Here is a 24048-nt window from a genome sequence, read left to right on the forward strand (position 1 = left end):
AGCCAATGTTAAATAATTTAACATATAAGCAAAAGTAAACAAAAAACGTAACAATATAATCTGATGGGGATTACAATGTTACGTTTTCGGATTTTAACAAAATATGTTAACTGTTTTTATAGAATCTTAAAAGATTTAACGTTGAATTGTCGTGATTGCTAATCTTTTCCGATTTTATATCGTCAAGTATCGTTGATGCCAATTGTTTTCCCAATTCTACGCCCCACTGATCGAAGCTAAAAATGTTCCAGATAATTCCCTGAACGAAAATTTTATGTTCGTACATGGCAATAATCCCACCCAATGCCTGTGGTGTTAACTTATCTATAAGAATGGAGTTTGTTGGCTTGTTCCCGGCAAAAAGTTTAAATGGCAAAAGTTTTTCTATCTCATTTTCGGGAGTGTTTTTACTTTTTAGTTCTGTCCTTACTTCTGCTTCGGTTTTACCGTTTAACAAAGCTTCTGTTTGTGCAAAATAATTGGCCATTAATTTATCGTGATGGTCTTTGTCTCCATGCAGGGACTCTACAAAGCCAATAAAATCGGTAGGTATCAATTTTGTCCCCTGATGGATCAACTGGAAGAATGCGTGCTGTGAGTTTGTACCGGGTTCCCCCCAAATAATGGTTCCGGTTTGGTAATTTACCGGGTCTCCGTTCCGGTCGATGCTCTTGCCGTTACTTTCCATGGTTCCCTGCTGAAGATATGCCGAGAGCCTGTGCAAATATTGAGAATACGGTATTAATGCTTCACTTTCTGCTCCGTAAAAATTATTGTACCAAACGCTTAAAAGCGCTAATATTACCGGGATGTTTTTATTAAAAGGCGTTTCCTTAAAATGAATGTCCATTGCCTGTGCGCCTGCCAATAATTTGTCGAAATTTTTATATCCCACCGATAATGCAATCGACAGCCCAACAGCACTCCACAAAGAAAAACGACCCCCTACCCAATCTTTCATCGGGAAAACATTATCGGCATCAATGCCAAACTCGTCTATTTTTTCCAAATTGGTAGAAACAGCCACAAAATGCGCCGCCACATCTTTTTGGGTCGCGGTTTTTAAAAACCATTTTTTTATGGTAGTTGCATTGCTTAAGGTTTCCTGTGTTGTAAATGTTTTGGAAACAATAACGAACAAAGTGGTTTCCGGATCTAGGTTCTTAATGGCTTCATGAACATGATCGCCATCTACATTGCTTACAAAATGTACATTTAAGTGGTTTTTGTAATACTGAAGTGCTTCGGTAACCATGGCGGGGCCCAGATCGGAGCCACCGATACCTATATTTACCACATCGGTAAACGGTTTTCCTGTATATCCTTTTTTATCACCAGAAATAATTGCTTCTGTAAATTTCTTTATTTTCTTTTTTACCTGATGTATTTCCGGGACTACATTTTCACCATCTACATATATTTTATCGTTTTCCCTAGCCCGCAATGCTGTGTGTAAAACAGCGCGTCCTTCGGTTTGGTTAATAATGTCTCCTGTAAAATACTTTTCAATTGCATCTTGAAGTTTTACTTCTTTGGCCAGTTCCAAAAGCAAATTAACAGTGGTATCGTCTATTCTGTTTTTTGAAAAATCTACATAAAAATCGTTCCATTGAAGCGTATATTTATCTGCCCGGTCCTTGTCCTGGGCAAATAAACTTTTCATGGGCGTATCTTTAAAGCTATTGTAATGTTCTTGAAGTTTTTTCCAAGCTTCGGTTTTAGTTGGATTGATTGTCGCTAATGGCATTCTGTTGGTTTAATTCGGTTAAAAATTCTTCTTCATCTGATGTTTTTTCTGAAGGATATACTATAGCATCCAATTGATGCTTGATCGGCTGGATATAATCCAGGTATTTTACTTTTAACGAATCTCCAATAGGTTCTGCCTTTGGCAAGTCCTGTTTAAATGGGTCTACTTGTCTCCCATTTTTCCAGAAACGGTAACAAACGTGCGGCCCACTGGTATTTCCGGTCATCCCGACCCAACCGATAACATCTCCTTGCTTGACATAATCTCCTACATGTACTTTTCTTTTTTTCATATGAAGGTACTGGGTGGTATAGGTGCCGTTGTGCTTTACTTTTACATAATTTCCGTTTCCTCCCCTCCTTGCCGATTCTATAACGGTACCGTTGGCCGTCGATAAAATTGGTGTTCCAATGGGAGCCGCAAAATCGGTTCCTTTGTGCGGCCTTACCCTATTGCCGTAATATGCAATTCTCCTGTTGAGGTTGTACCTTGAGGATATCCTGCTAAATTGAACGGGGGCCTTTAAAAATGCCCTGCGGAGGTTTTTTGCATTTTCATCAAAATAATCGATAATGTGCTTTGTGGAATCGGTTTCGTACCTAAACGAATAGAAAGATTCTCCTTTGTGCTCAAAATAGGCGGCCTTAATTTTATCTATTCCGGCATAAATACTGTCGTCTATATATTTTTCAGTAAAAATAACCTTGAACCTATCTCCTTTTTGTATTCTAAAGAAATCAACGGTCCATGCATAGATATCAGACATTTTATATGCAACGATGGGGCTTAAACCCTGGTCCTGCAAGGTAACGTAAAGAGAATTATTAATAACGCCCGATGCTTCCCTTTCTACCAATTTCACTTTTTTCTTTCCCTTTTTCACCAAAGTAGAATCGGCAAAGTCTACCACCACATAATCAATACTGTTAGGTTGGTAGATAAAGCATTTTGGACGTTGGAGGGAGTCTTCCTTGGTACATAACAGCGTGTAGGGTTTTCCTACTTGCAGGCTTGCAATGTCAAAAGAATCTTTTGCTCCTTCAACGATATTGTATATTTGCGGGTATTCGAGATTGTTTCTCTGTAAAATTTCTCCAAAGCTATCGCCAACTTTAATAGTATCCCTTACAACCAGGTAATTTTTTAGGGTATAACCAAATTCTTTCACTTCAACAGGCTTAAGCTCCTCCGTTTTTAAGGTGCTCGCTTCCTTCACTTCTTTCTTAGGTTCATCTTTGCACGATGTCATGGCGATAAAGACCATTAACAAAAGTGCTACAACATTTTTTGGCATTTACTCATTTTTGAGGATTAAACATATGTTCCACCCACTGCTTTCCCCAGTCGGCTTTTTCGTTTTCGCTCCAAATTTCAGGAAAAAAGATGATTTTCTGAAAACTTGGGGGCAAATATTCTTTCCAATTTGTGCCTCCAGTGGCATCAATTGTTTGTTTTTCTTTACTTAGGTGTTTATATGCAGCGCCCATGTGCATTAAGTTCCAGTTTACATTGGCATTTACATCGAGCTGCTTCATTGCCTCTATTAGTAACTTGTTGTTTTTTACTTCTTTGGGCAAATTTAAGTATTTTTCGTATATGGTTACACCTTGAACTTCTTTTGCTATGCGCATAAACCTTGGCGTGTATCTATATTCAAACTGCTTTAACGTAAGCGTTTTTTCGTTGGTCTCGGTATCTACAGCTCCTTTTTTCCAATAAATGTTCTCGTATAAATCTTCTAACGCACTATTTGGCGAAAAATTATGTTTTACCGACGGATGTAGCAAATTGTACATGGACGTGGAGTAAAGCTCTATCATTCTAAATTGAGCGGACTGAAACCCACTGGCGGGAAGTAGCGCCATTCTATATTTTAAAAACTGGGCGCGGTCCATTCCGTTAATCATGACATTAAAGGAATTGATTAAAATTTTGTAATAATTATTGATGCGCTCTATTTTGGTAATGAGGAAGTCTGCCTTTTGGACCTTGTCGTCTATAATTTGTTTTTGTTCATGGATAATCAACTTAAAATACAATTCTGTAATTTGATGGTACATAATAAATATTTCCTCATCCGGAAAATGGGTGCGCGGTATTTGAAGGCTTAACAGCGTATCCAAATGTATGTAATCCCAGTATGTTAGGTAACGTTCGTATAAAAGTCCGTCTAAATAAGAGCTTAAGTCTTGTCCAGAATTTTTATATTTTTCTTCAAGACTTTTAATTTGAGCTTCGATTTCCAGTTTCATTACAATTAGTTCATATGGATTTTAAACTGATGCTTCAATCCTTTAAACGCTTCAAGATCGGCCTTAATAGACCCCACAAGGATATCTGCCTTTACGCGTATTGGCATTTTGTTATCATCGTCTGAAACCCAAAGGGTTAAACTTTCTTCTTCTTTAAAGATACGCCCCGACTGCACAAAAGGCCTAAACTTAAGGCATCTTACTTTTCCGAATTTTGTGTTGAGGGTTTCCCTGCCCAGGTACTTAAGTTTGAACTTAAATATTCCGTCATCGTCAAAAAGCATATCAGAAACATATTCATCGCCTTTATTGATGTTGTTAATATCTACCCGGTCCCTTAAATAATAAAAAGCCGACAATAAATCTTGTATGCCCTCTTCTATTTTAAAGGATTTTTCAGTATCGTGTTTATGATCTTCCAGAACGGCCTTGTTGGTTTTATAATCAAAATTGATTTCTAAATCTTTTGTATGGCCACCTTCATCTATTTTCCTTATAAATTTATAGGGCTGCCCCGTTTGTTTGTCGAAATAGCTTTCGTAATTATCGTCTACCTTAAAAAACAGGCTTGCAAGCCCGGTTGTTTGGCCATTTCCCACAACATGGTACACTTCCTTACCGTTTAAGGATTCCTCTTTAAGTTCCAGGGTAGCAAAGCTTGCGTTAAAAATACCGTAATGAATCCTGAACTGAAACCATTCCCCACCTTTATACGAAGAATTGGTTTTTATGGGCTGACTTTGATTTGTGAAGGCCGAAAGCCAAAATATAAGTAGCGTTAAAAGTATCTTTTTCATAGTTCAATTAAATCCCTGTTTTTTGGGGGGGTTCTTGGCTATTTTTAAAAATCCAAAATAGCATTAATTACACATCATTAAAAATTCAACATATTCTTTATGAGGCAATAATCGACGTAAAAATAATAAAATCAATTATATTACCGTTTCCAGTTCATATAATTAACAATTATTGTTCCAAAAAATTATAATCGAACATTATAAAAGCAAAAAACTCGGCCGAAGCCGAGTTTTTTTCATTAACCAACCAAAACTTTAAATTATGAAAACTTTACTTAAAGTCTGCAAAGGGCACCACCCCTTTTGCGGAGGCAAAGTTAATGCAAAACAAATGTTATGCAAGCATAATAAATAAGTTTAACTTTTTTAACACCGAGTACGCAATTTGTTGCGTTTCTAATTATCAAAAAAGCAAAAAAAATGATATTTTATAGCGTTCCTCGCATTTCCTGTTCGCGCTCAATAGCTTCAAATAACGCTTTAAAGTTTCCTTTTCCAAACGATTTTGCTCCTTTTCGCTGGATAATTTCAAAAAACATTGTGGGCCTGTCCAAAACCGGTTTTGTAAAAAGCTGGAGCAAGTAACCCTCGTCATCCCGATCTATGAGGATGCCCAGTTCTTTTAAAGGCTCCAATTTTTCGTCAATTTCACCTACGCGGTCCAAAACTGTGTCGTAATAAGATTCGGGAACATGCAAAAACTCCACGCCCCTTTTCTTAAGCGCTTTTACCGTTTCAATAATATTATCTGTAGCCAGTGCGATATGCTGCACGCCAGCGCCGTTATAAAATTCTATATATTCTTCTATTTGAGATTTTTTCTTTCCCTCGGCGGGTTCGTTTATGGGGAACTTAATCCTTCCATTTCCATTACTCATTACTTTACTCATGAGCGCCGTATAATCGGTTGAAATATCTTTATCGTCGAAAGATACCAATTGGGCAAAGCCCATTACCTTGGCATAAAACCCGCACCATTTACCCATTTCGTTCCAGCCTACGTTCCCAACCATATGGTCTATATACTTTAATCCAACCTCGGTAGGCTTATATTCTGGGTTCCACGGTTTAAACCCGGGCATAAAAACTCCTTTGTAGTTGGATCTTTCAACAAAGATATGGATGGTTTCTCCATATGTATGAATTCCAGAGAGTACCACTTCCCCTTGATCGTCCTTAATGGTTTTAGGCTCCATGTAACTTTTGGCGCCTCTTTTGGTAGTTTCCAAATAACTTTGTTTGGCATTGTCTACCCAAAGGGCTACTACTTTTACTCCATCGCCATGCTTTTCTATATGGCGGTTCACTTCTCCACCTTGCTGTAATGGCGAAGTTAACACCAACCGTATTTTATCCTGCTGAAGCACATATGAAACCCTGTCCTTAATCCCGGTTTCCAGCCCAGAATAGGCAATTGGCTGAAAGCCCCAGGCCGCCTGATAATAATGTGCCGCCTGTTTTGCATTCCCCACATACAGTTCTACATAATCTGTGCCGAGCAATGGAAGAAAGTCTTCGGCTGCTTCTACTTCTTTATTTAATTTTAAGGATGTTGTATCTTGTGACATAATTATTTTTTGTTTGAAAATTTGTATTGTATACCTAATTGGTATTGGATTTTGTTTCTTATCCAAAATTTACCACATCGCCCTTAAATGAGGGGTTATATCTACTCTAAAATTCAACATTGCATTAATAATATTTATCCAACAACGGTTTCAATATAACAATTAAATTATTCCAGCCAAGATTTATGATAGGTTTCATCGGCAATTTCCATGGCCTGTTTGGTTAATTGAAGCGGTTTAAAAGTGTCTACCATAACGGCCAGCTCCTCTGTTTTGGTTTTCCCGATACTTCTTTCTGCTGCACCCGGATGCGGACCATGGGGGATACCGGCCGGATGTAAAGATATATGGCCCTTCTCGATATCGTTACGGCTCATAAAATCTCCATCTACATAATACAGCACCTCATCAGAGTCGATGTTGCTATGATTGTAAGGCGCGGGAATGCTTTCAGGGTGATAATCGTACAGCCTAGGCACAAAACTGCACACTACAAAGGCATCTGTCTCGAAAGTTTGGTGCACCGGAGGCGGTTGATGTATCCTTCCGGTAATGGGTTCAAAATCGTGAATGCTCAATGCATATGGATAATTAAATCCGTCGTACCCAACCACGTCAAAAGGATGGGTTGCATATATCATATCGAAAACCTCGTTCTGCTTCTTGATCTTCATTAAAAAGTCTCCTTTTTCATCGTTGGTCTCCAATTCGTAAGGCCTGCGGATGTCCCGTTCGCAAAAAGGGGAATGCTCCAAAAGTTGCCCGAACCAGTTTCTGTATCTTTTCGGGGTATAAATAGGCCTGCGCGATTCCACGATGAACAATCTGTTGTCTTCGGTTTCAAAATCTATTTTATAAATAATCCCGCGGGGAATTACCAGATAATCGCCATACTTAAAGTCCAAGTTCCCTAAGTGGGTCCTTAATTTTCCCGTTCCCTCGTGTATGAAAATCAGCTCGTCGGCATCGGCATTTTTATAGAAATAATTTGCTGTTGATTTTTTGGGAGCCGCCAATTCTATGGTACAATCTGCATTGGTTAAAATAGGGATCCTACTTTTTAAATAATCATTTTCCGGCTTGACTTTAAACCCATGAAAACGATACGATTGTATGTTGTTTGCCGTTGCTATTTGTGGAGCGACATTTATTTTTGACGATATTTCCTTTACTTGTGTTGGGCGATAAACATGGTATAAATTTGAAGACATTCCATCGAAACCAATGGTTCCAAAAAGCTGCTCGTAATAGAGGCTCCCATCTGGTTTTTTAAAGATTGTGTGTCTTTTATGAGGTATCTTACCCAATTTATGATAAAAAGGCATAGCGAAAACGTTTGATTTCTGCAAATATCGGAAATTTTTGGGGGTTTTTTACTAAATAAAATCTTAAAACCAAAAGCCCACGCTTACTGTAAAAAATTTCTCATCTACTTCGGGCGACCAATTGAATTTTGCCTGAATTGGCCCTAAAATAGATTCGTATCCATACCCGATGGCATATCCGGAATAATCGGGCAGTGTAAACCATTCTCCGCGCTCAAAAATATTGTTACCGGCATTGGCAAAGTTTGCGGTTAAGTTTACATGGTTTCCCCTTATAAACTCCCAATCGGTACTTATTGTTGCCTTTACAAAACTATCGCCTCCAAAGCTTAGATAATCGTACCCTAAGAATGGGGTTATGTTGTTAATAAAATCGTTTCCCCATCCTCCCAAAATAAAGTCGAAGGTATTTGCATTGGAGCTCCCCAATTTAAAACCGCCTTCGGTAAAAAGATTTGCAGAAAACTTACGTGCAAATGGCATGGCAAAACCTAATTTTGCTTTGGCTACCGAAAATTGGGTAAAATCTTCCACTTCTCCGCTTGAAAGAAGGTACCAATGAAAATCGCCGTCAAAAAACAGTCCTTTTGAGGGAAAATATTTATCGTCTAAAGTATCGAATTTCAAAAACCCATAGCTACTAAAATAGTTTTGTTTTTCCAGCAAGATTTCGTTCCCCTCTTCATTGGCTAGCGTTTCTGTTTCAATTTTCAGGAATTTATGTTCCAGCCCCAGTCCGAACGTAAATTCCTCCTTCCAGACGGTTTGCATGTATATCTGGTTGGTAATATCGTCCAGGCTAATGTCAAGCTTGTTTACATCGGGGAGATCTTCAACTGCTTTTCCCTGGACAAAATCGAAAGAGACATCCTTGGCAAAAGAATTATAGCGGGACCTGAGTCCGAAGCTCCAATAAAAGCCTTTGTCTAGATAGTACTCAAAATCATATCGTATATAATCTCCTACAATAAAATCGAAAGAGATGACATCGTCATCAAAAAATAAATGCTTCTTGGTAATATTGACCAATCCCGCCGTTTTATATAAGCCATCGTAATGTATACCCAATTTTAAAAACATGTCTGTATGCTTTTCCACAATGGGCACGGTAAGTTTATAGCCATCTTTATTGGGCCTGATTTCGTACTTAACGCTGTTAAAATTGTTGGTAGCTGCCAAATTGCTCATTCCTTGGTCCAGATTGTCAAAATCGGTATACTCTTCTGTAGTATATCTTAGTTTTCCCTTAAGGTATGCACGGGTATATTTATCGTTTCCTTCAAAAGAGAGTTTATTAATAAGAAAGGTATCTATTATTTTAACGGGATATTTTTTTTCTGGTTTTTTAAGTTGAAGCTGCGCAATGCTATCCAATTGCATTTCTTTTTTTTGGCCGGCTTCGTAGCCGTTTTCTATAATAGACGCCCCTTTACTGAAAGAGAGCACGTCAAAACCGTCTATTTCTGGTTTGATATGAACATCTGTTTTTTTCAGCTTCTCCTTCATATCGTTTACCGTATTGTAATAATTTATTTGCACCAATATGTCCGTAGCCGAATTTAACTTATCCCTTTTGTACAAGGGATCCTGTACGTCTACCCCGATAATGATATCTGCCCCCAATGCCTTTACTTCATCTACCGGGTAATTGTTTACCACGCCACCGTCTATCAAAAGTTGGTCGTTTATGGGGACGGGCTCAAAAAAAGAAGGAATTGCCGCACTTGCCGAAATAGCCTTGGGCAGGTAGCCTTTGTTTAATTGTACGGGCTCTCCGGTTTCAACATCGGTAGCCATACAAAAGAATGGGACGGGCAGCTTGTTAAAATCGTCAATATTATTTACGTTAAAAAGCAATTCTGAAAGCAGGTTGTAGAGATTTTGTCCTTTGGACAAGGATGTGGGCAATGAGATTTTAAATTTATTGAACGGAAGCGTTACTGCATACCGCTCGTAATTATTTTTTTCGTAGAAAGACATGGCCGAACGTGGCATTTTATCCTGCAATAACACGTCAAAATTTGTTTCCTTGAAAATGGAGTCAAGTTGCGTGGGAGTGTACCCAGCCGCATACAAAGCACCAACAATGGCGCCCATGCTGGTACCGCCAATATAATCAATCCGTACCCCGGCTTCTTCAATGGCTTTTAAAGCACCAATATGCGCTAAACCTTTTGCCCCACCACCACTAAGGACAAGCCCAACCTTGGGATCTTTTTGGCCTACTTGCTGGGCATTTGCCTGCAATGAAAACAAGATTGCCATAGCCAGCCATATTCTTTTTAAATACATACACCTAATTTTTATGAAAAGCATTGTACACCTTTTTGGCTTTTGCTTTTCCCACAACTAATACTATTTGTTCCAAGGAGGCTTCTTTAACCCGTTTAACCGATTTAAATGTTTTCAACAGGTCGTTTGCGGTTTTCTTGCCTATTCCATCAATATTTTCCAATGCCGAACTTATAGCAGCCTTGCTTCGCTTATTCCTGTGAAAAGTAATTCCAAACCTATGTGCCTCGTTACGCAATTGCTGGATAATTTTTAATGTTTCAGACTTTTTATCCAGATACAACGGAATAGAATCTCCCGGATAATATATTTCTTCTAACCTTTTGGCAATTCCTATAATGGCTATTTTTCCACGCAGGCCTAACCTGTCCAGACTTTTCAAAGCCGATGATAGCTGCCCTTTCCCACCGTCTATTACAATTAATTGCGGAAGCGGTTCAGCTTCTTCCAGCAACCGTTTGTAGCGCCTGTGCACCACTTCTTCCATCGATGCAAAATCATCGGGGCCCACAACTGTTTTTATGTTGAAATGCCTATAGTCTTTCTTGCTTGGTTTTCCGTCTTTAAATACCACACATGCGGCAACCGGGTTTGTCCCTTGTATATTTGAATTGTCAAAACATTCTATATGTCGCGGATCTTCAGACAACCTTAAATCTTTTTTCATTTGCGCCATGATTCTTTTTACATGACGTTCCGGGTCTACAATCTTAATCTGTTTAAAGCGCTCCTGCCTATATAATTTGGCATTCCTTTCGGAGAGTTCTAAAATACGTTTTTTATCGCCCAATTTTGGAATGGTAACCTTAATTCCTTCAGCAACATTAATAGAAAAAGGCACATATATTTCTTTAGACTGGGAGTTGAACCTTGTTCGCAGTTCTGTTACGGCCAGCTCCAATAACTCTTCATTGCTTTCGTTGAGTTTCTTTTTAATTTCTACGGTATGCGCCCTTATAATGGCCCCGTAAGACAATTGAAGGAAATTGACATAGCCGAAGCTTTCGTCGCTAACAATTGAAAACACATCTACATTGCTTATTTTCGGGTTTACCACAGTGGATTTTGCCTGATAATTTTCCAGAACATCTATTTTTTCTTTTATCTGTTGTGCTTCTTCAAATCGCATTTCGGCAGCCAAGGCTTTCATCTGGCTTTTAAAATCGCCTAACGAATCTTTAAAATTTCCTTTTATAATTTCCCGGATAGCGGTTATTTGTTTATCGTATTCTCCTAAGCTTTGATATCCTTCACAGGGGCCCAGGCAATTTCCTAAATGGTATTCCAAACACACTTTATATTTTCCGGCATCGATTTTTTCTTTGGAAAGATCGTAATTACAGGTGCGCAACGAATACAGCCCTTTAATAAGGTCCAAAAGTATCCTTACGGTTTTCATGCTTGTGTATGGGCCAAAGTATTCCGACCCATCCTTTATCATGTTCCGTGTGGTAAATACTCGTGGAAAACGCTCGTTTTTAATACAGATCCAAGGATACGTTTTATCGTCCTTCAGCATAACGTTATAGCGTGGCTGGTATTTTTTTATGAGGTTGTTTTCCAGTAAAAGTGCGTCTGTTTCGGTAGGCACCACAATATGCTTAATCGTTTCAATTTTTTTGACGAGCACCCTGGTTTTGCCATATTCATGGTTTTTATGAAAGTAAGAAGAAACCCTTTTTTTTAAATTCTTGGCCTTACCAACATAAATAATTTTTCCGTCCTTGTTATAAAATTGATAAACCCCCGGATTGTTGGGCAACGTTTGTAATTGTATTTCTATTGGGGTTTGGCTCATGAAAGTACGACAATTTATTCTTCAAAGATAAATGAATCTAAAATTACATCATAAACAACAGACCTTATTTATTAATTATGAGAGAAAAAGATTACAATTTTTAGCTTAAAAAAATTATTTTGTACAAATGCCGATTACTATTACATTTTAACAGGCTGAAATATTAAAAAAAAACTATCTTTAGCTGCTGATTTATGATAATTGGACCCCTAACAAATATGTAAATGAACCATAAAATTGACCTAGCCTGTATCATTGACGATGACAAACTCTATGTAAAAATGCTGTCCCGCTTGCTAGACATCAAAAAATTATGCAAAGAGTTTTTGGTTTTTGAAAATGGAAGTGAAGCGTTTTCTTACTTTAAAGGTGTTTTTGAACAACCCGAAAAAGAGAGAATACCACAAGTTATTCTTTTGGACCTTAATATGCCTGTCATGGACGGATGGCAATTTCTGGAGGAATTTGTAAAAATTAAGTCAGATTTAGAACATCCCATAACCTTGTACGTGGTAAGCTCGTCCATTAACCCGGAAGATATTCAAAGGGCTAAAGCTTTTGAAGAAGTATCTGATTATTGGGTAAAACCAATCTCTTTGGGTGAACTGGAGGAAATGTTTGAAAAAGTTTAGTACATGAACAAAAAAGAGCTTCGCCAACTCTACAAAGAAAAACGCTTTGCTCTTACAAAAAGCGAAATTGAAAATTTAAGCATACAGATTGCCAACCAACTCTTATCCCTTAAAATATGGGACCAAATCTTTTACCATATCTTTCTTGCCATTGAAAAACACAAGGAGATAGACACTTCGTTTATTTTAAGCATTTTACAGGGAAAAGACAAAGAAGTGGTTATTCCCAAAAGCAATTTTTTAAATAGCACCTTAACCAATTACCTCCTTACAGACAACACCAAAATAATAATCAACGAATATGGCATTCCCGAACCCGAAAACGGGATCGAAATAGCGAATGATAAAATTGACGTTGTTTTTATACCATTGTTGGCTTTTGATAAAAAAGGGAACAGAATTGGCTATGGAAAAGGGTTTTACGACCGTTTTTTGGCTACTTGCAGAAAAGATGTTATAAAAATAGGGCTCTCTTTCTTTCCTCCGGAAGAAGCATTCAACGACCTACACCACCAAGATATTGAATTGGATATTTGTGTAACCCCTGATACCATTTATAAATTTTGAAATAATGGCAAAAGAATTATTTTTTTGGAAAAGCCTTTTTATTGAACACCAACAATACGCCTACACCAACACTTATGGCCGCATCGGCAATATTAAACACAGGCTCGAAGAACCTAAAAGTTTTCCCGCCAACAACAGGCATCCATTCTGGCCAAACCGTGTCTATCATCGGGAAATGAAGCATATCTACCACCCTTCCATGGAATAAGGAACCATATGGGTCTTGGGGAAACAATGTTGCCACTTGCCCATAACTGTCGTTGAAAATAAGTCCGTAAAAAACCGAGTCGATAATATTCCCCAAAGCACCGGCAAAAATTAACGAAATAGCAAGAACCAAAGTTGGTGTGGCATTTTTTTTAACCGAATCGTACAACCAATAGCCAATTCCGCATATTGCAACAAGCCTGAATATGGTTAAAAAAAGTTTTCCGGCCTCATCTGAAATAAAAGGAATTATATCACTTATTTTAGTGCCCCACGCGGCTCCTTCGTTTTCTATGAACAAAATTTTAAACCAGCTGAAAACCTCAACATAATCTCCTAAAATAAAATGGGTTTTAATGTATATTTTGGATACTTGATCTATTAACAGGACCAAGACTATAATCAGGGATGCTTTTTTTAATGACATATTTTATAAGTAAACTGCCTTTTCTAGTGGCATACATATTTCAACGGCGGTAAAAATAAGGATATTATTCTGTTTTATTGATGTAAATGTTACCGTTCAACGAATTTAACTCGAAGTTAGTATTTCCGGGCTTCAAAGAGCCTTTGTATACTTTTCCGTATTCGCTCTTAGCCCGTACCTCTCCGCTTATTTTTTGAGCAACGATATTTCCGTTTCGCGTCCTTGCCTTTATGGTCCCGCCAGAAATATTGTCCAGCACTATCAATTCGTTGGCCGTTATGGCCTCTATACTTTTATAATGGCCACGGAGTTCCATTCCCGTATAATTTCCAGAAATATATACTTCTTTGTATTCGGGGACTTCAATCTCCAAGGAAACCGAAATTACTTTATGCGCCCCTAATTTATCGTTGGGCTTATTAAATAACGGTCTTTGCTCCACGCCTATAAACAAGGTGGTCCCTTCTTCTTTTACAGTATTTACAAATTCATTTTGATATTCCCCTTCCATCTTGGTTACAATAATCACATCATCGCCCTTGTGCGTTTGCATGGAAACATTGAATACATTATTGGCATCTACCTCTATAAAAGAAACCTCCTTGGCAAGGACAACTTTTTTTATGGCCTTTTGAGAATATACGTAAGCTCCGCTGAGAAAAATAATAAAGGCAAAAATGTACTTCATGGAAAATACTTTTTAAAATAACAACCAATTGGCGGGTAAGGTTTATGCAACAAAAAACGCTCTTAACAGAGCGCTTTTTTTAATATTTAAGTGTTGTTTTTTTGCAATTAACTTTGCATGTTTTTAGCTTCGATGCTCAAGGTAGCATGCGGTACCAGCTTTAAGCGCTCTTTGTTGATAAGCTTCCCGGTAACCCTACAAACACCATACGTTTTGTTCTCGATACGCACCAATGCATTTTTTAGGTCGCGGATAAACTTTTCCTGACGCAAAGCCAGTTGCGTATTTGCTTCCCTGCTCATTGTTTCAGACCCTTCCTCGAATGCTTTAAATGTAGGGGAAGTATCGTCTGTACCATTGTTGCCGTCGTTTTTATAAGAGCTTTTCAAAAGCTTAAGGTCTTGATAAGCTTTTTCTATTTTTCCTTCAATCAGTTCCCTGAACTCTGCTAGATCTTTATCTGAGTACCTTACTTTCATATCTGTTTCCATAGTACTAGTGTTTTTGAATAATTAACTTGGTGTTTACCTCATCAAAAGCAATTTCTGTACCATTATCTAAGTTCTCCTCGAAATTTAGCCGTGCCGTTAAGGTTTCTGCCTTAATGTATTCAATATTGTTTTCAACAGCTTTTTCTACAAAACCATCCTTTTGTAACTTAACATCAATCTTGTCTGTCACTTCAAAACCAGAATCCTTACGTAAGTTCTGAATTCTATTTACCAGTTCCCTGGCTACTCCTTCGTTACGCAAATCTTCTGTGATCGTTACGTCTAATGCTACAGTGATTGCCCCCGAACTGGCTACTAACCACCCTTCTATGTCTTGTGATGAAATCTCGACTTCATCGATTCCTAAAGTAACGCTTTTTCCATTAATTTCAATAGAAATAGCCCCTTCACTTTCAATTTTTTGAATTTCGGGCTGGTCAAACTTATTTATCTCATTGACAATCAGCTTCATATCTTTTCCAAAACGTGGCCCTAAAACTTTAAAATTAGGCTTAATTTGTTTTACCAAAACCCCGGAAGCATCATCAATCAACGCAATTTCTTTTACATTTACTTCAGACTTTATCAAGTCTTCCACCTCTTTAATTTCATTTCTTTGTTCCTCGTTAAGCACTGGAATCATTATCTTTTGAAGCGGTTGACGTACTTTTATCATTTCCTTTTTACGCAACGAAAGTACCAAGGAAGATATTGTTTGGGCCTTCTCCATTTTGCGTTCCAACAATTTATCAACAAAGTTTTCTACAAATTGGGGGAATTCTGCCAAATGCACACTTTCAAAGTTTTCCTTTCCGGTGGCGGCCACTAAATCTTTATACAACTGATCCATAAAGAAAGGTGCAATTGGCGCACCAAGCTTTGCAACCGTAACCAAACACGTATACAATGTTTGGTAGGCGCTTACTTTGTCTTGCCCATAATCGCCTTTCCAGAAACGCCTTCTGCTTAAACGTACATACCAGTTGCTCAGGTTTTCCTGAACAAAATCGGAGATTGCCCTTGCTGCTCTTGTGGGTTCGTAATCGGCATATGCTTCATCAACCTTTTGCACCAATGTATTTAATTCTGAAAGTATCCAGCGGTCAATTTCTGGCCTTTCATTCAATGGAATGTCCTTTTCAGCATAAGTAAATTCATCGATATTGGCATATAAACTGAAAAAAGAATAGGTATTGTATAGCGTTCCGAAGAATTTTCTACGCACTTCTGCAACTCCTTCAATATCAAATTTTAGGTTATCCCACGGATTTGCGTTGGAAATCATGTACCAACGCGTGGCATCGGGGCCGTATTCTTTTAATGTTTCAAAAGGGTCTACGGCGTTGCCCAAACGCTTGGACATTTTTTGTCCGTTTTTATCGAGCACCAAACCGTTTGATACTACATTTTTATAGGCCACAGAGTCGAAAACCATTGTACCAATGGCGTGCAAGGTGTAAAACCACCCACGGGTTTGGTCTACTCCTTCTGCGATGTAATCGGCGGGGAAAAAGCCCCCCCCTTGATCTATTTTTTCTTTGTTTTCAAACGGATAATGCCATTGTGCATATGGCATGGAACCGGAATCGAACCAAACATCAATCAAATCGGCTTCTCGTTTCATGGGTTTTCCCGATGGAGAAACCAATACAATTTTATCGACTATGTTTTTGTGAAGGTCTACTTTTTCGTAGTTTGCTTCACTCATGTTCCCCACTTCAAAATCGGCAAAAATATCAGCTTCCATAACGCCAGCTTCTACCGCTTTTGCCATTTCATCTTTTAGCTCTTCAATCGAGCCGATGATAATTTCTTCCCTACCGTCTTCGGTACGCCATATCGGCAACGGAATTCCCCAAAAACGGGAACGCGATAAGTTCCAATCGTTTGCATTTTGCAACCAATTTCCAAAACGCCCTTCCCCGGTTGCTTTTGGTTTCCAGTTGATGGTTTTGTTTAAATTGTACATCCGGTCTTTAACCTCGGTTACTTTAATGAACCATGAATCTAACGGATAATAAAGAACCGGCTTGTCGGTACGCCAGCAATGCGGATAACTGTGCACATATTTTTCTACCTTAAAGGCTTTGTTTTCTTCTTTTAATTTAATAGCTATTTCTACATCTACAGACTTTTCGGGTGCTTCGCCATCGGTATAATATTCATTTTTTACATATTTACTACCCACTTCAGGCAATTCTGCCCTAAAGCGACCTTGAAGATCTACCAAAGGAACGGGATTATCATTTTCGTCCAATACCAACATTGGCGGTACTTCTGGCGTAGCTTCTTTGGCCACCTTGGCATCGTCTGCACCAAAAGTTGGGGCTGTATGCACGATTCCGGTACCGTCTTCGGTGGTAACAAAATCCCCGCCAATTACCCTAAAGGCATTTTCGGGGTTTTGGTATGGCAATGCATAATTCAACAATTGCTCATATTGGGCTCCGACTAAATCGGCCCCTTTCCCTTCGGCCATTACCAAATATGGTATTTTTTTGGCCCCGCTTTCATAATCGGTAAAAGCAGTTTCATTTTCAGCTTCAAAATATTTACCGGAAAACTGTTTTTTCAGCAATGGTTTGGCCACCACAACATTTATGGGCTCGAAAGTGTATTGATTGTATGTTTTTACCAACACATAATCAATTTTAGGCCCTACTGTTAAAGCTGTATTGGACGGAAGTGTCCATGGCGTGGTTGTCCATGCCAGGAAATGAACGGCCCCAAACCCTTTTAAAAATTCGGGAAGTGTTTCTTCTATGGCCTTAAATTGTGCCACCACTGTTGTATCGGACACGTCTTGATAGGTTCCCGGCTGGTTTAATTCGTGCGAACTCAAACCGGTTCCTGCCTTAGGCGAATACGGCTGAATGGTGTACCCTTTGTACATTAAGCCTTTATCGTAGATTTGTTTTAATAGCCACCATACGCTTTCCATGTATTTGGACTTGTAGGTAATATAGGGGTGCTCCATGTCTACCCAATACCCGATTTTTCGGGTCATATCGTTCCAGATGTCCGTGTAGCGCATTACCGCTTTCTTACAAGCCCGGTTGTATTCTTCTACCGATATTTTAGTGCCAATATCTTCTTTGGTAATACCCAGTTCTTTTTCAACCCCCAATTCTACCGGAAGCCCGTGTGTATCCCACCCCGCTTTGCGTTTTACTTGATATCCTTTTTGGGTTTTATAACGACAAAAAATATCCTTAATGGCCCGGGCCATGACATGGTGAATTCCCGGCAATCCATTGGCAGATGGAGGGCCTTCATAGAAAACAAAAGGCTCTTTACCTTCCCTGCTGGTGATACTTTTCTCAAAAATTGCTTGCTCATCCCAAAATTTCAGAACTTCTTCCGCAGTTTTGGGCAAATCCAATCCTTTATATTCTGTAAACTTCATTTAAACAGTTCCTTTGTCGTATTTAAGTTGGCAAAAATACTAAATTCCAGTGAATTGACCCATGTTAAACATCCTAAAAGCAATCCATGGGGATGTTATTAGGTTAATATTAATATTTACAACGACTTGTAATTATTTAAGCAAATATCTGCTGAAGAATTTCCAGTGATTTAGGCTTTTTAAAATCGGACAGGTGCAATTGGTAATAACGGATTAAGCTATTTAACAAATCTGCCCGCACCGTTTTATTCATTTTAACAATATTTGCATCCTCGAAACCATGTTGCAACAGTTGCTTAAAAACCGCCAATTGTTGCCCCTCGATAACCTGATTGTACAAGGAATATACAAATTCTCCTTCTAAAAGATCAAAATAAGGAGCCTCCCGCTGTGAATCGTCGGGGTAAAAGCCCAGGTATTTTGTTAACTCCAACAAAAAAGAAATATGGAAATTGGCTATTTCGTCGTGTTCGTCCAACCAGACAAAAGCCGTAGCTATAAATTTATACAAAGCAGTATTTTCTTCTTCTTCCTGAAGGGAAACTACTAACATTTCGGATAAAAAAATTGCCACTGAACTTTTACTTACATCTGTTTGTAGGTTTTTATACGAATATGCAAGTTTTACTTCCCGCAAACTTTCCAAAGTGCCTTTATTTTTATGGTTGGCAACTATTTCTAGCTGTGTTAACGGCTGAAAATACCCTTTTTTTAATTTTCCTTTTTTTGATGACAATACCCCTTTCAACATATACGATTTTACCCCGTCGCTTTCCGTAAAAAGCTTTACAATCAAACTGGTATCGCCATATTTTATAGCTGAAAGCACAATGGCCCGGGTTGTTACAATCATATTTTATAGGAATAAAAACAAAAATAGGAATTTGCTTTTTCTATATAGCTTGATTTCAAGATAAAAGAAGTTATCTTTAAATTTCAACAAAACAACAATTAATTATTGTTTTACAATAATTTTTATATATTTGCAATAATAATTGAAACTTAGACAATGAAAAAAACCAATATTATTTCCAAAATATTATACGCTGTAACAAGAGTTCTGGCGTGGCTTTATTTTTTTACAGCTATTTATGGGTTTATATGTTCGGTAACAAAAACCAATATTAAACCTGTGGCAGGCCAAACTATTATTGAATATCCTTTTACAGATGTTCCCTTTTTAATTCTGAACAACAGCACACCTTATTTAGTATTTTCATTTTTGCTTCCCACTTTGGCATATGCGCTGTTTTTCTGGCTACTTTCTAATGTTTTTCAGGTCTTCTATCAACAAAAATTATTTACTGTAGCCAACATTGCCCATTTAAAACGATTTTATGCCATCAATTTGTTTTTACCCATTCTGTTGGTTATTATTTCATCCTTTTTTACGGAAATTGAAAGAGAAATATATATGATTATAGCCTTACATATGTTTCTGGGCATCTTTATTTTTATTATTTCAGAAATTTTTCAACAAGGATTAGATTTACAAAACGAACAAGATTTATACATATAAATTATGCCAATTATTATCAACCTGGACGTTATGCTTGCAAAGCGCAAAATAAAGAGCAAGGATTTAGCTGATACCATTGGCATTACGCCCGCCAATTTATCCATTCTTAAAACAGGAAGGGCAAAAGGCATTCGGTTTGAAACCCTGGAGGCTATTTGCAAAGCACTTGAATGTAAACCCGGAGATATTATAGATTATGTAGATTAACCCCCTCTTTCACATATAAAACAGCATACATGAACACATTGAAAATTAAAAATGTATCCCTTGTTTACAACAACGGATATCAGGCTCTTAATGCCGTAAATTTAGAAATTAAAAATGGCATATTTGGCTTGTTAGGGCCCAATGGTGCCGGTAAATCTTCGTTAATGAAAACTATTGTGGGGCTCCAAAAACCTTCTGAAGGAAGCCTCATTTTTAACGGATCTGATATTGTTAACGAACCTTTTAAAATACAAAAACATTTAGGGTTTTTGCCACAATATTTTGGTGTCTATCCAAAGGTTTCCGCTTATAATTTATTAGACCATATAGCAAAGTTAAAAGGCATACAAGATTTGGGGCAACGCCACGAACAAATCATGAACATACTCGAAAAGGTAAACCTATTGGATGCAAAAAATAAAGAAGTACATACTTTTTCCGGTGGAATGAAACAACGCTTTGGTGTAGCACAAGCATTGTTGGGAGAACCCAAAATAGTAATTGTAGACGAACCCACGGCAGGTCTGGACCCCGAGGAGCGCAACCGTTTTAATACCTTGTTGAGCGAACTAAGCGAAGATATTATTGTAGTGCTTTCTACCCATTTGGTAGAAGATGTTAGAAATCTTTGTTCTACTATGGCCATTATAGAAAAGGGGGCTATTATTTCTCAAGGTGCTCCAACATATTTTATAGAACAGCTAAATGGTAAATTATGGGCCAAGGCCATTGAAAAAAGCGAACTGTCAAAATTGGAAACAGAATACCGTGTTATTAGCAAGCAACTTATAGAGAAAGTAATGCATATAACGGTTAATGAAGATGTTTGTCCGATAGGTTTTCACGCTATTACGCCCTCTTTAGAGCATGTGTATTTTAATTATTTAAATAGGTACAAAAAATGAATACGGTATTTTTAAACGACCTTCATACAATACTCAAGCAAAAGTATACCTATGTTGCCTTGATTGCTTTAGCAGTTATTGGCTTTTGGACGGGATACAAATTCAGCATTAATATTGGAGAAGGTATCTACATAAACGCTCCATATTCGGTAGGCTTCATGATTGGGCTATTAAGCCTTGCCATTATTTTAATAGCCACTTTATTGGCTTTTGCCCTATTGTTTAAAGAGAGAGACTCCAACTTCAATTTAATCATTTTTACCACTCCTATTAAAAAGAAAACTTTTGCCTGTGCACGTTTTTTTTCTTTCTATTCAACAACACTATTCAGCTTTTTTATTCTTATAACAGGCTATGTGGCAGGGTTGTATGCCCAAACAGAAACTGAAATAAGCCCGGGGTTCAACCTTTGGCATTTCCTTTATCCATTTATTACGTTCGGTATGTGCAATGCCTTATTTATATGTAGCATCCTATTTTTTATTGCGCAGAAATTCCAAAACAAGCTTATGGTTGCCATAAGTGGATTAATGCTGTATGTTTTGTATATGGTGGTTATGGTATTTTCTAACGCCCCGTTTATGGCGCAGGCATTACCCCAATCGCTATTTGCACAACGCATTTCTGCCTTGGTAGACCCTTTTGGTTTGTCCAGTTACTTTTTTGAAGGAAAAGATCTTACAATTTATCAACGTAATACCCAAGTGGTTTCTTTCACAAATTTATGGTTGATAAACAGGCTTTCTTTTTTTATTTGTTCAATATGCTTTCTATATGGCGGCATTTGCCTATTTTCCTTCCTTTCTACACCCAAAGCATTTAAAAAACAAAAAGCGCCATTGCCAAAAACACAGCCCTCCCTCACACCTTTTACACAAGCAACCACCAAATTCGACTCTAAATCCAAATGGTACGCAATCCTTTCATTTACAAAAATCGATTGTATCTATTTATTTAAAAGCATCTCTTTAATTGCCATATCCGTTTTGTTGCTTTTTTATGTAGGAATGGAAATGTATGCCGATATCGACAAAGGCATCCGCCTTCCTCAATATTATGCCAGTTCGGGGCTCTTGGCCCAAACCATTAACGGTATTTTTTATTTTATTGGCGGATTGACTGTTGTGTATTTTGTAAATGATATTTTCTGGCGAAGTAAAGCGGAAGGATTTTCAGTTATACAGAACACTACATATTATTCCAAAGAAAAACTAATAGGCAACATAGGAAGCATTTTGTTCTTGATAAGCTACTTTACACTATTAATGATAATGGAGGCTATAACTTTTCAATTCCTTTACAATTTTCCTTATTTTGACTGGAGTGCATATTATGGGGTTATTGTTTTCAACACATTCCCGCTTATACTTTTATCGCTTTTCTTATTTTTCATAAACAACTTAATCAAAAACAAAAATCTCGCATTGGGCATTTCTATGGCGTTCTTTGTAGTTTTTGGCACCAAATTGGTTCAAGGGTTCATCAAGAATCCATTATTTAGGTTCCTATCCGATTATAAAGGAACATATAGCGATTTCTTAGGCTATGGCGGATATTTGCCCTTGTTCTTATGGCGCTTGTCTTTTGGATTTTTGGCAGTTGCACTGCTATTTTTATTGTACGGAACCTTCAAAAACCATAAAAACAGTATTGCAAAAATTATTGGTTCTTTGTTGCTCTTGGCACTCTGCATTATCATATCCGACATCTTTCTACATGGCTATATCCGCCGGGACAATGATCTGGCTATAACAAAAGCCGTTCGTTATGAAAAAATCTATAGAAAATATCAAAACATTCCCCAACCAACCATAAAAAAAGTTATTGCCAATATTGATTTGTTTCCAGAAGACCATGCATATAAAATTACGGGAAGTTATGTTATTAAAAATATGCACCAAAAACCCATAGATTCTATATTGCTTCATGTTCCGGAAGATTTTATAATCAAATCATTTTCATATCAATATAAAAATAAAAAACTGATTATTGACAACCCGGTTTCAGCACTTTTTCTACAAAAGCCACTTCAACCAAACGACACCGCAAAATTGAAGTTTGAATTAAAATACAAATGGTACGCTGTAAATGGTCACGATGCTTTTAATGCCATTGTAGAAAATGGTTCTTTCATGAGGATCAGCAATTATTTTCCCCGGTTTGGATATGATGAAGGCAAAGAAACTATGGATAGCAACATTAGAAATAAATATAATTTGGGGGAAGCCACAGGCATTAAGCCCTTAGGAGCCCCTAAAGAGAATACAGATGATTTTATTGATTTAGAGTTGGAAATTTCCACTCCTCAAAACCAAATAGCCGTGGGAACCGGCGAGCTCACAAAACATTGGAAAAATAAAAAACGAAATTATTTTACCTATCGGGCAAACGCCATTCCATTTCGCTTTGCATTATCTTCAGCCAAATATTTGTCCAAAAGCACCATACACAATGGCATAACCATTAAAGTTCTGTACAATGCATTGCATGACAATAATGTTGACCACCTTATAAAAAACACAATACTTTCATTAGATTATTGCACCAAAAACTTTGGCCCATACCCGTTTAAAGAGATTGTTTTTGCAGAAGTATCTTCATTTACCAGTGGTTTTGCCGGCACAGCTTACCCGGGTGTTATTTTTATGACAGAAAACATGATCTTCAATGCCAATATTAAGGCAGATGATAAGCAGGATGTAATAAATGAGCTTGCTGGACACGAAGTTTCACATATTTGGTGGGGTAACAATCAAATAAATCCAGATTACAGGGAAGGGTATGCCATGCTCACCGAAAGCCTTGCCATGTATACAGAATTGATGATTTATAAAAAAATACACGGTGAAGAAAAAATGAAGGAGCGCATACAATTACATCGACAAATTTATAATGCCGAAAAAGGTTTTTATAAAGACGTCCCATTAATTAAGGCTACCAAAAACCAGCCTTATATAGCCTATTCTAAAGGAGCCGTAATTTTTGCTGAAATAAGCAAGTTAATTGGAGAAGACCGGTTGAACTTAGCCTTGAAGAATTTTTTATGCAAATACAAATATCCTAACCCGAAACCTATAGCGACAGATTTACTGGATGAAATACTTCGGGTTTCTGATGCAAAATTTCATCCAAAAATAAAATCGTTATTAGTATCAACAACGTCCCCTTCTTTTGATTAAACATATAAAAATAAGAGGCTGTCTAAAAACACTTGATT

19 protein-coding genes are annotated in these 24048 nt (G+C 37.6%); 6 read left to right on the forward strand and 13 right to left on the reverse strand.

The window, feature by feature from the left end:
* Positions 1–106: 106 nt before the first annotated feature.
* The 8 genes from pgi to uvrC all read right to left on the reverse strand — a co-directional run bounded on the left by pgi (position 107) and on the right by uvrC (position 11782).
* Complete coding sequence (gene pgi, locus PSF86_RS12095; RefSeq protein ID WP_277900341.1) at positions 107–1747, reverse strand: glucose-6-phosphate isomerase; 1641 nt, start codon at positions 1745–1747, stop codon at positions 107–109.
* Positions 1719–3044: a peptidoglycan DD-metalloendopeptidase family protein gene (locus tag PSF86_RS12100; protein ID WP_277900342.1), complete on the reverse strand. Its 1326-nt coding sequence runs from the start codon at positions 3042–3044 to the stop codon at positions 1719–1721. Before PSF86_RS12100 ends, pgi begins: the two co-directional genes overlap by 29 nt.
* A 4-nt stretch (positions 3045–3048) precedes the next feature.
* Positions 3049–4002, reverse strand: a complete 954-nt coding sequence (locus PSF86_RS12105; protein ID WP_277900343.1) for a tryptophan 2,3-dioxygenase family protein — start codon at positions 4000–4002, stop codon at positions 3049–3051.
* A gap of 5 nt (positions 4003–4007) precedes the next feature.
* On the reverse strand, positions 4008–4799 hold the full coding sequence (locus tag PSF86_RS12110) for a DUF3108 domain-containing protein (protein WP_277900344.1): 792 nt from the start codon (positions 4797–4799) through the stop codon (positions 4008–4010).
* A gap of 428 nt (positions 4800–5227) precedes the next feature.
* Entirely contained in the window at positions 5228–6367 is a 1140-nt protein-coding gene (hppD, locus tag PSF86_RS12115) for a 4-hydroxyphenylpyruvate dioxygenase (protein WP_277900345.1), read from the reverse strand.
* A gap of 167 nt (positions 6368–6534) precedes the next feature.
* Positions 6535–7692, reverse strand: coding sequence for a homogentisate 1,2-dioxygenase (locus PSF86_RS12120; protein WP_277900346.1), 1158 nt, complete (start codon positions 7690–7692; stop codon positions 6535–6537).
* Between the two features lie 63 nt (positions 7693–7755).
* Positions 7756–9984 (reverse strand): patatin-like phospholipase family protein, encoded by a 2229-nt coding sequence (locus PSF86_RS12125; RefSeq protein ID WP_277900347.1) that lies wholly within the window; start codon positions 9982–9984, stop codon positions 7756–7758.
* A 4-nt stretch (positions 9985–9988) separates the two neighbouring features.
* On the reverse strand, positions 9989–11782 hold the full coding sequence (gene uvrC, locus PSF86_RS12130) for an excinuclease ABC subunit UvrC (RefSeq protein ID WP_277900348.1): 1794 nt from the start codon (positions 11780–11782) through the stop codon (positions 9989–9991).
* Between the two features lie 224 nt (positions 11783–12006).
* Here uvrC and PSF86_RS12135 point away from each other — a divergent pair, with 224 nt between their 5' ends.
* Complete coding sequence (locus PSF86_RS12135) at positions 12007–12414, forward strand: response regulator (RefSeq protein WP_277900349.1); 408 nt, start codon at positions 12007–12009, stop codon at positions 12412–12414.
* A 3-nt stretch (positions 12415–12417) separates the two neighbouring features.
* The gene (locus PSF86_RS12140) at positions 12418–12981 is read left to right on the forward strand and encodes a 5-formyltetrahydrofolate cyclo-ligase (RefSeq protein WP_277900350.1); all 564 of its coding nucleotides are present in this window, start codon (positions 12418–12420) and stop codon (positions 12979–12981) included.
* Between the two features lie 16 nt (positions 12982–12997).
* On the opposite strand, the gene PSF86_RS12145 is transcribed toward PSF86_RS12140, so the two are convergent.
* The 5 genes from PSF86_RS12145 to recO form a co-directional block, all read right to left on the reverse strand.
* Positions 12998–13615: a lipoprotein signal peptidase gene (locus PSF86_RS12145; RefSeq protein WP_277900351.1), complete on the reverse strand. Its 618-nt coding sequence runs from the start codon at positions 13613–13615 to the stop codon at positions 12998–13000.
* A gap of 64 nt (positions 13616–13679) precedes the next feature.
* Positions 13680–14303, reverse strand: a complete 624-nt coding sequence (locus tag PSF86_RS12150) for a DUF4097 family beta strand repeat-containing protein (protein WP_277900352.1) — start codon at positions 14301–14303, stop codon at positions 13680–13682.
* A gap of 107 nt (positions 14304–14410) precedes the next feature.
* Positions 14411–14794, reverse strand: coding sequence for a TraR/DksA family transcriptional regulator (locus PSF86_RS12155; RefSeq protein ID WP_277900353.1), 384 nt, complete (start codon positions 14792–14794; stop codon positions 14411–14413).
* 4 nt (positions 14795–14798) lie between these two features.
* Positions 14799–18200: an isoleucine--tRNA ligase gene (ileS, locus tag PSF86_RS12160; RefSeq protein WP_277900354.1), complete on the reverse strand. Its 3402-nt coding sequence runs from the start codon at positions 18198–18200 to the stop codon at positions 14799–14801.
* A 136-nt stretch (positions 18201–18336) separates the two neighbouring features.
* Positions 18337–19053 carry a DNA repair protein RecO gene (recO, locus tag PSF86_RS12165; RefSeq protein WP_277900355.1) on the reverse strand — a complete coding sequence of 239 codons (717 nt, stop codon included), beginning with the start codon at positions 19051–19053 and terminating at the stop codon, positions 18337–18339.
* A 156-nt stretch (positions 19054–19209) separates the two neighbouring features.
* On the opposite strand from recO, the gene PSF86_RS12170 reads away from it, so the two are divergent.
* From PSF86_RS12170 to PSF86_RS12185, 4 genes are read left to right on the forward strand one after another with little or no spacing between them, the layout of a single operon-like run.
* The gene (locus tag PSF86_RS12170) at positions 19210–19719 is read left to right on the forward strand and encodes a DUF2975 domain-containing protein (protein ID WP_277900356.1); all 510 of its coding nucleotides are present in this window, start codon (positions 19210–19212) and stop codon (positions 19717–19719) included.
* Between the two features lie 3 nt (positions 19720–19722).
* Positions 19723–19926, forward strand: a complete 204-nt coding sequence (locus PSF86_RS12175) for a helix-turn-helix domain-containing protein (RefSeq protein ID WP_277900357.1) — start codon at positions 19723–19725, stop codon at positions 19924–19926.
* A 29-nt stretch (positions 19927–19955) separates the two neighbouring features.
* Positions 19956–20831, forward strand: a complete 876-nt coding sequence (locus PSF86_RS12180; protein WP_277900358.1) for an ABC transporter ATP-binding protein — start codon at positions 19956–19958, stop codon at positions 20829–20831.
* Positions 20828–24010 carry a M1 family aminopeptidase gene (locus PSF86_RS12185; protein ID WP_277900359.1) on the forward strand — a complete coding sequence of 1061 codons (3183 nt, stop codon included), beginning with the start codon at positions 20828–20830 and terminating at the stop codon, positions 24008–24010. The genes PSF86_RS12180 and PSF86_RS12185 overlap by 4 nt, the downstream gene beginning before the upstream one ends.
* The last annotated feature ends 38 nt before the right edge of the window (positions 24011–24048 follow it).

The sequence above is a fragment of the Galbibacter pacificus genome (assembly GCF_029603165.1).
GTDB lineage: Bacteria > Bacteroidota > Bacteroidia > Flavobacteriales > Flavobacteriaceae > Galbibacter > Galbibacter pacificus.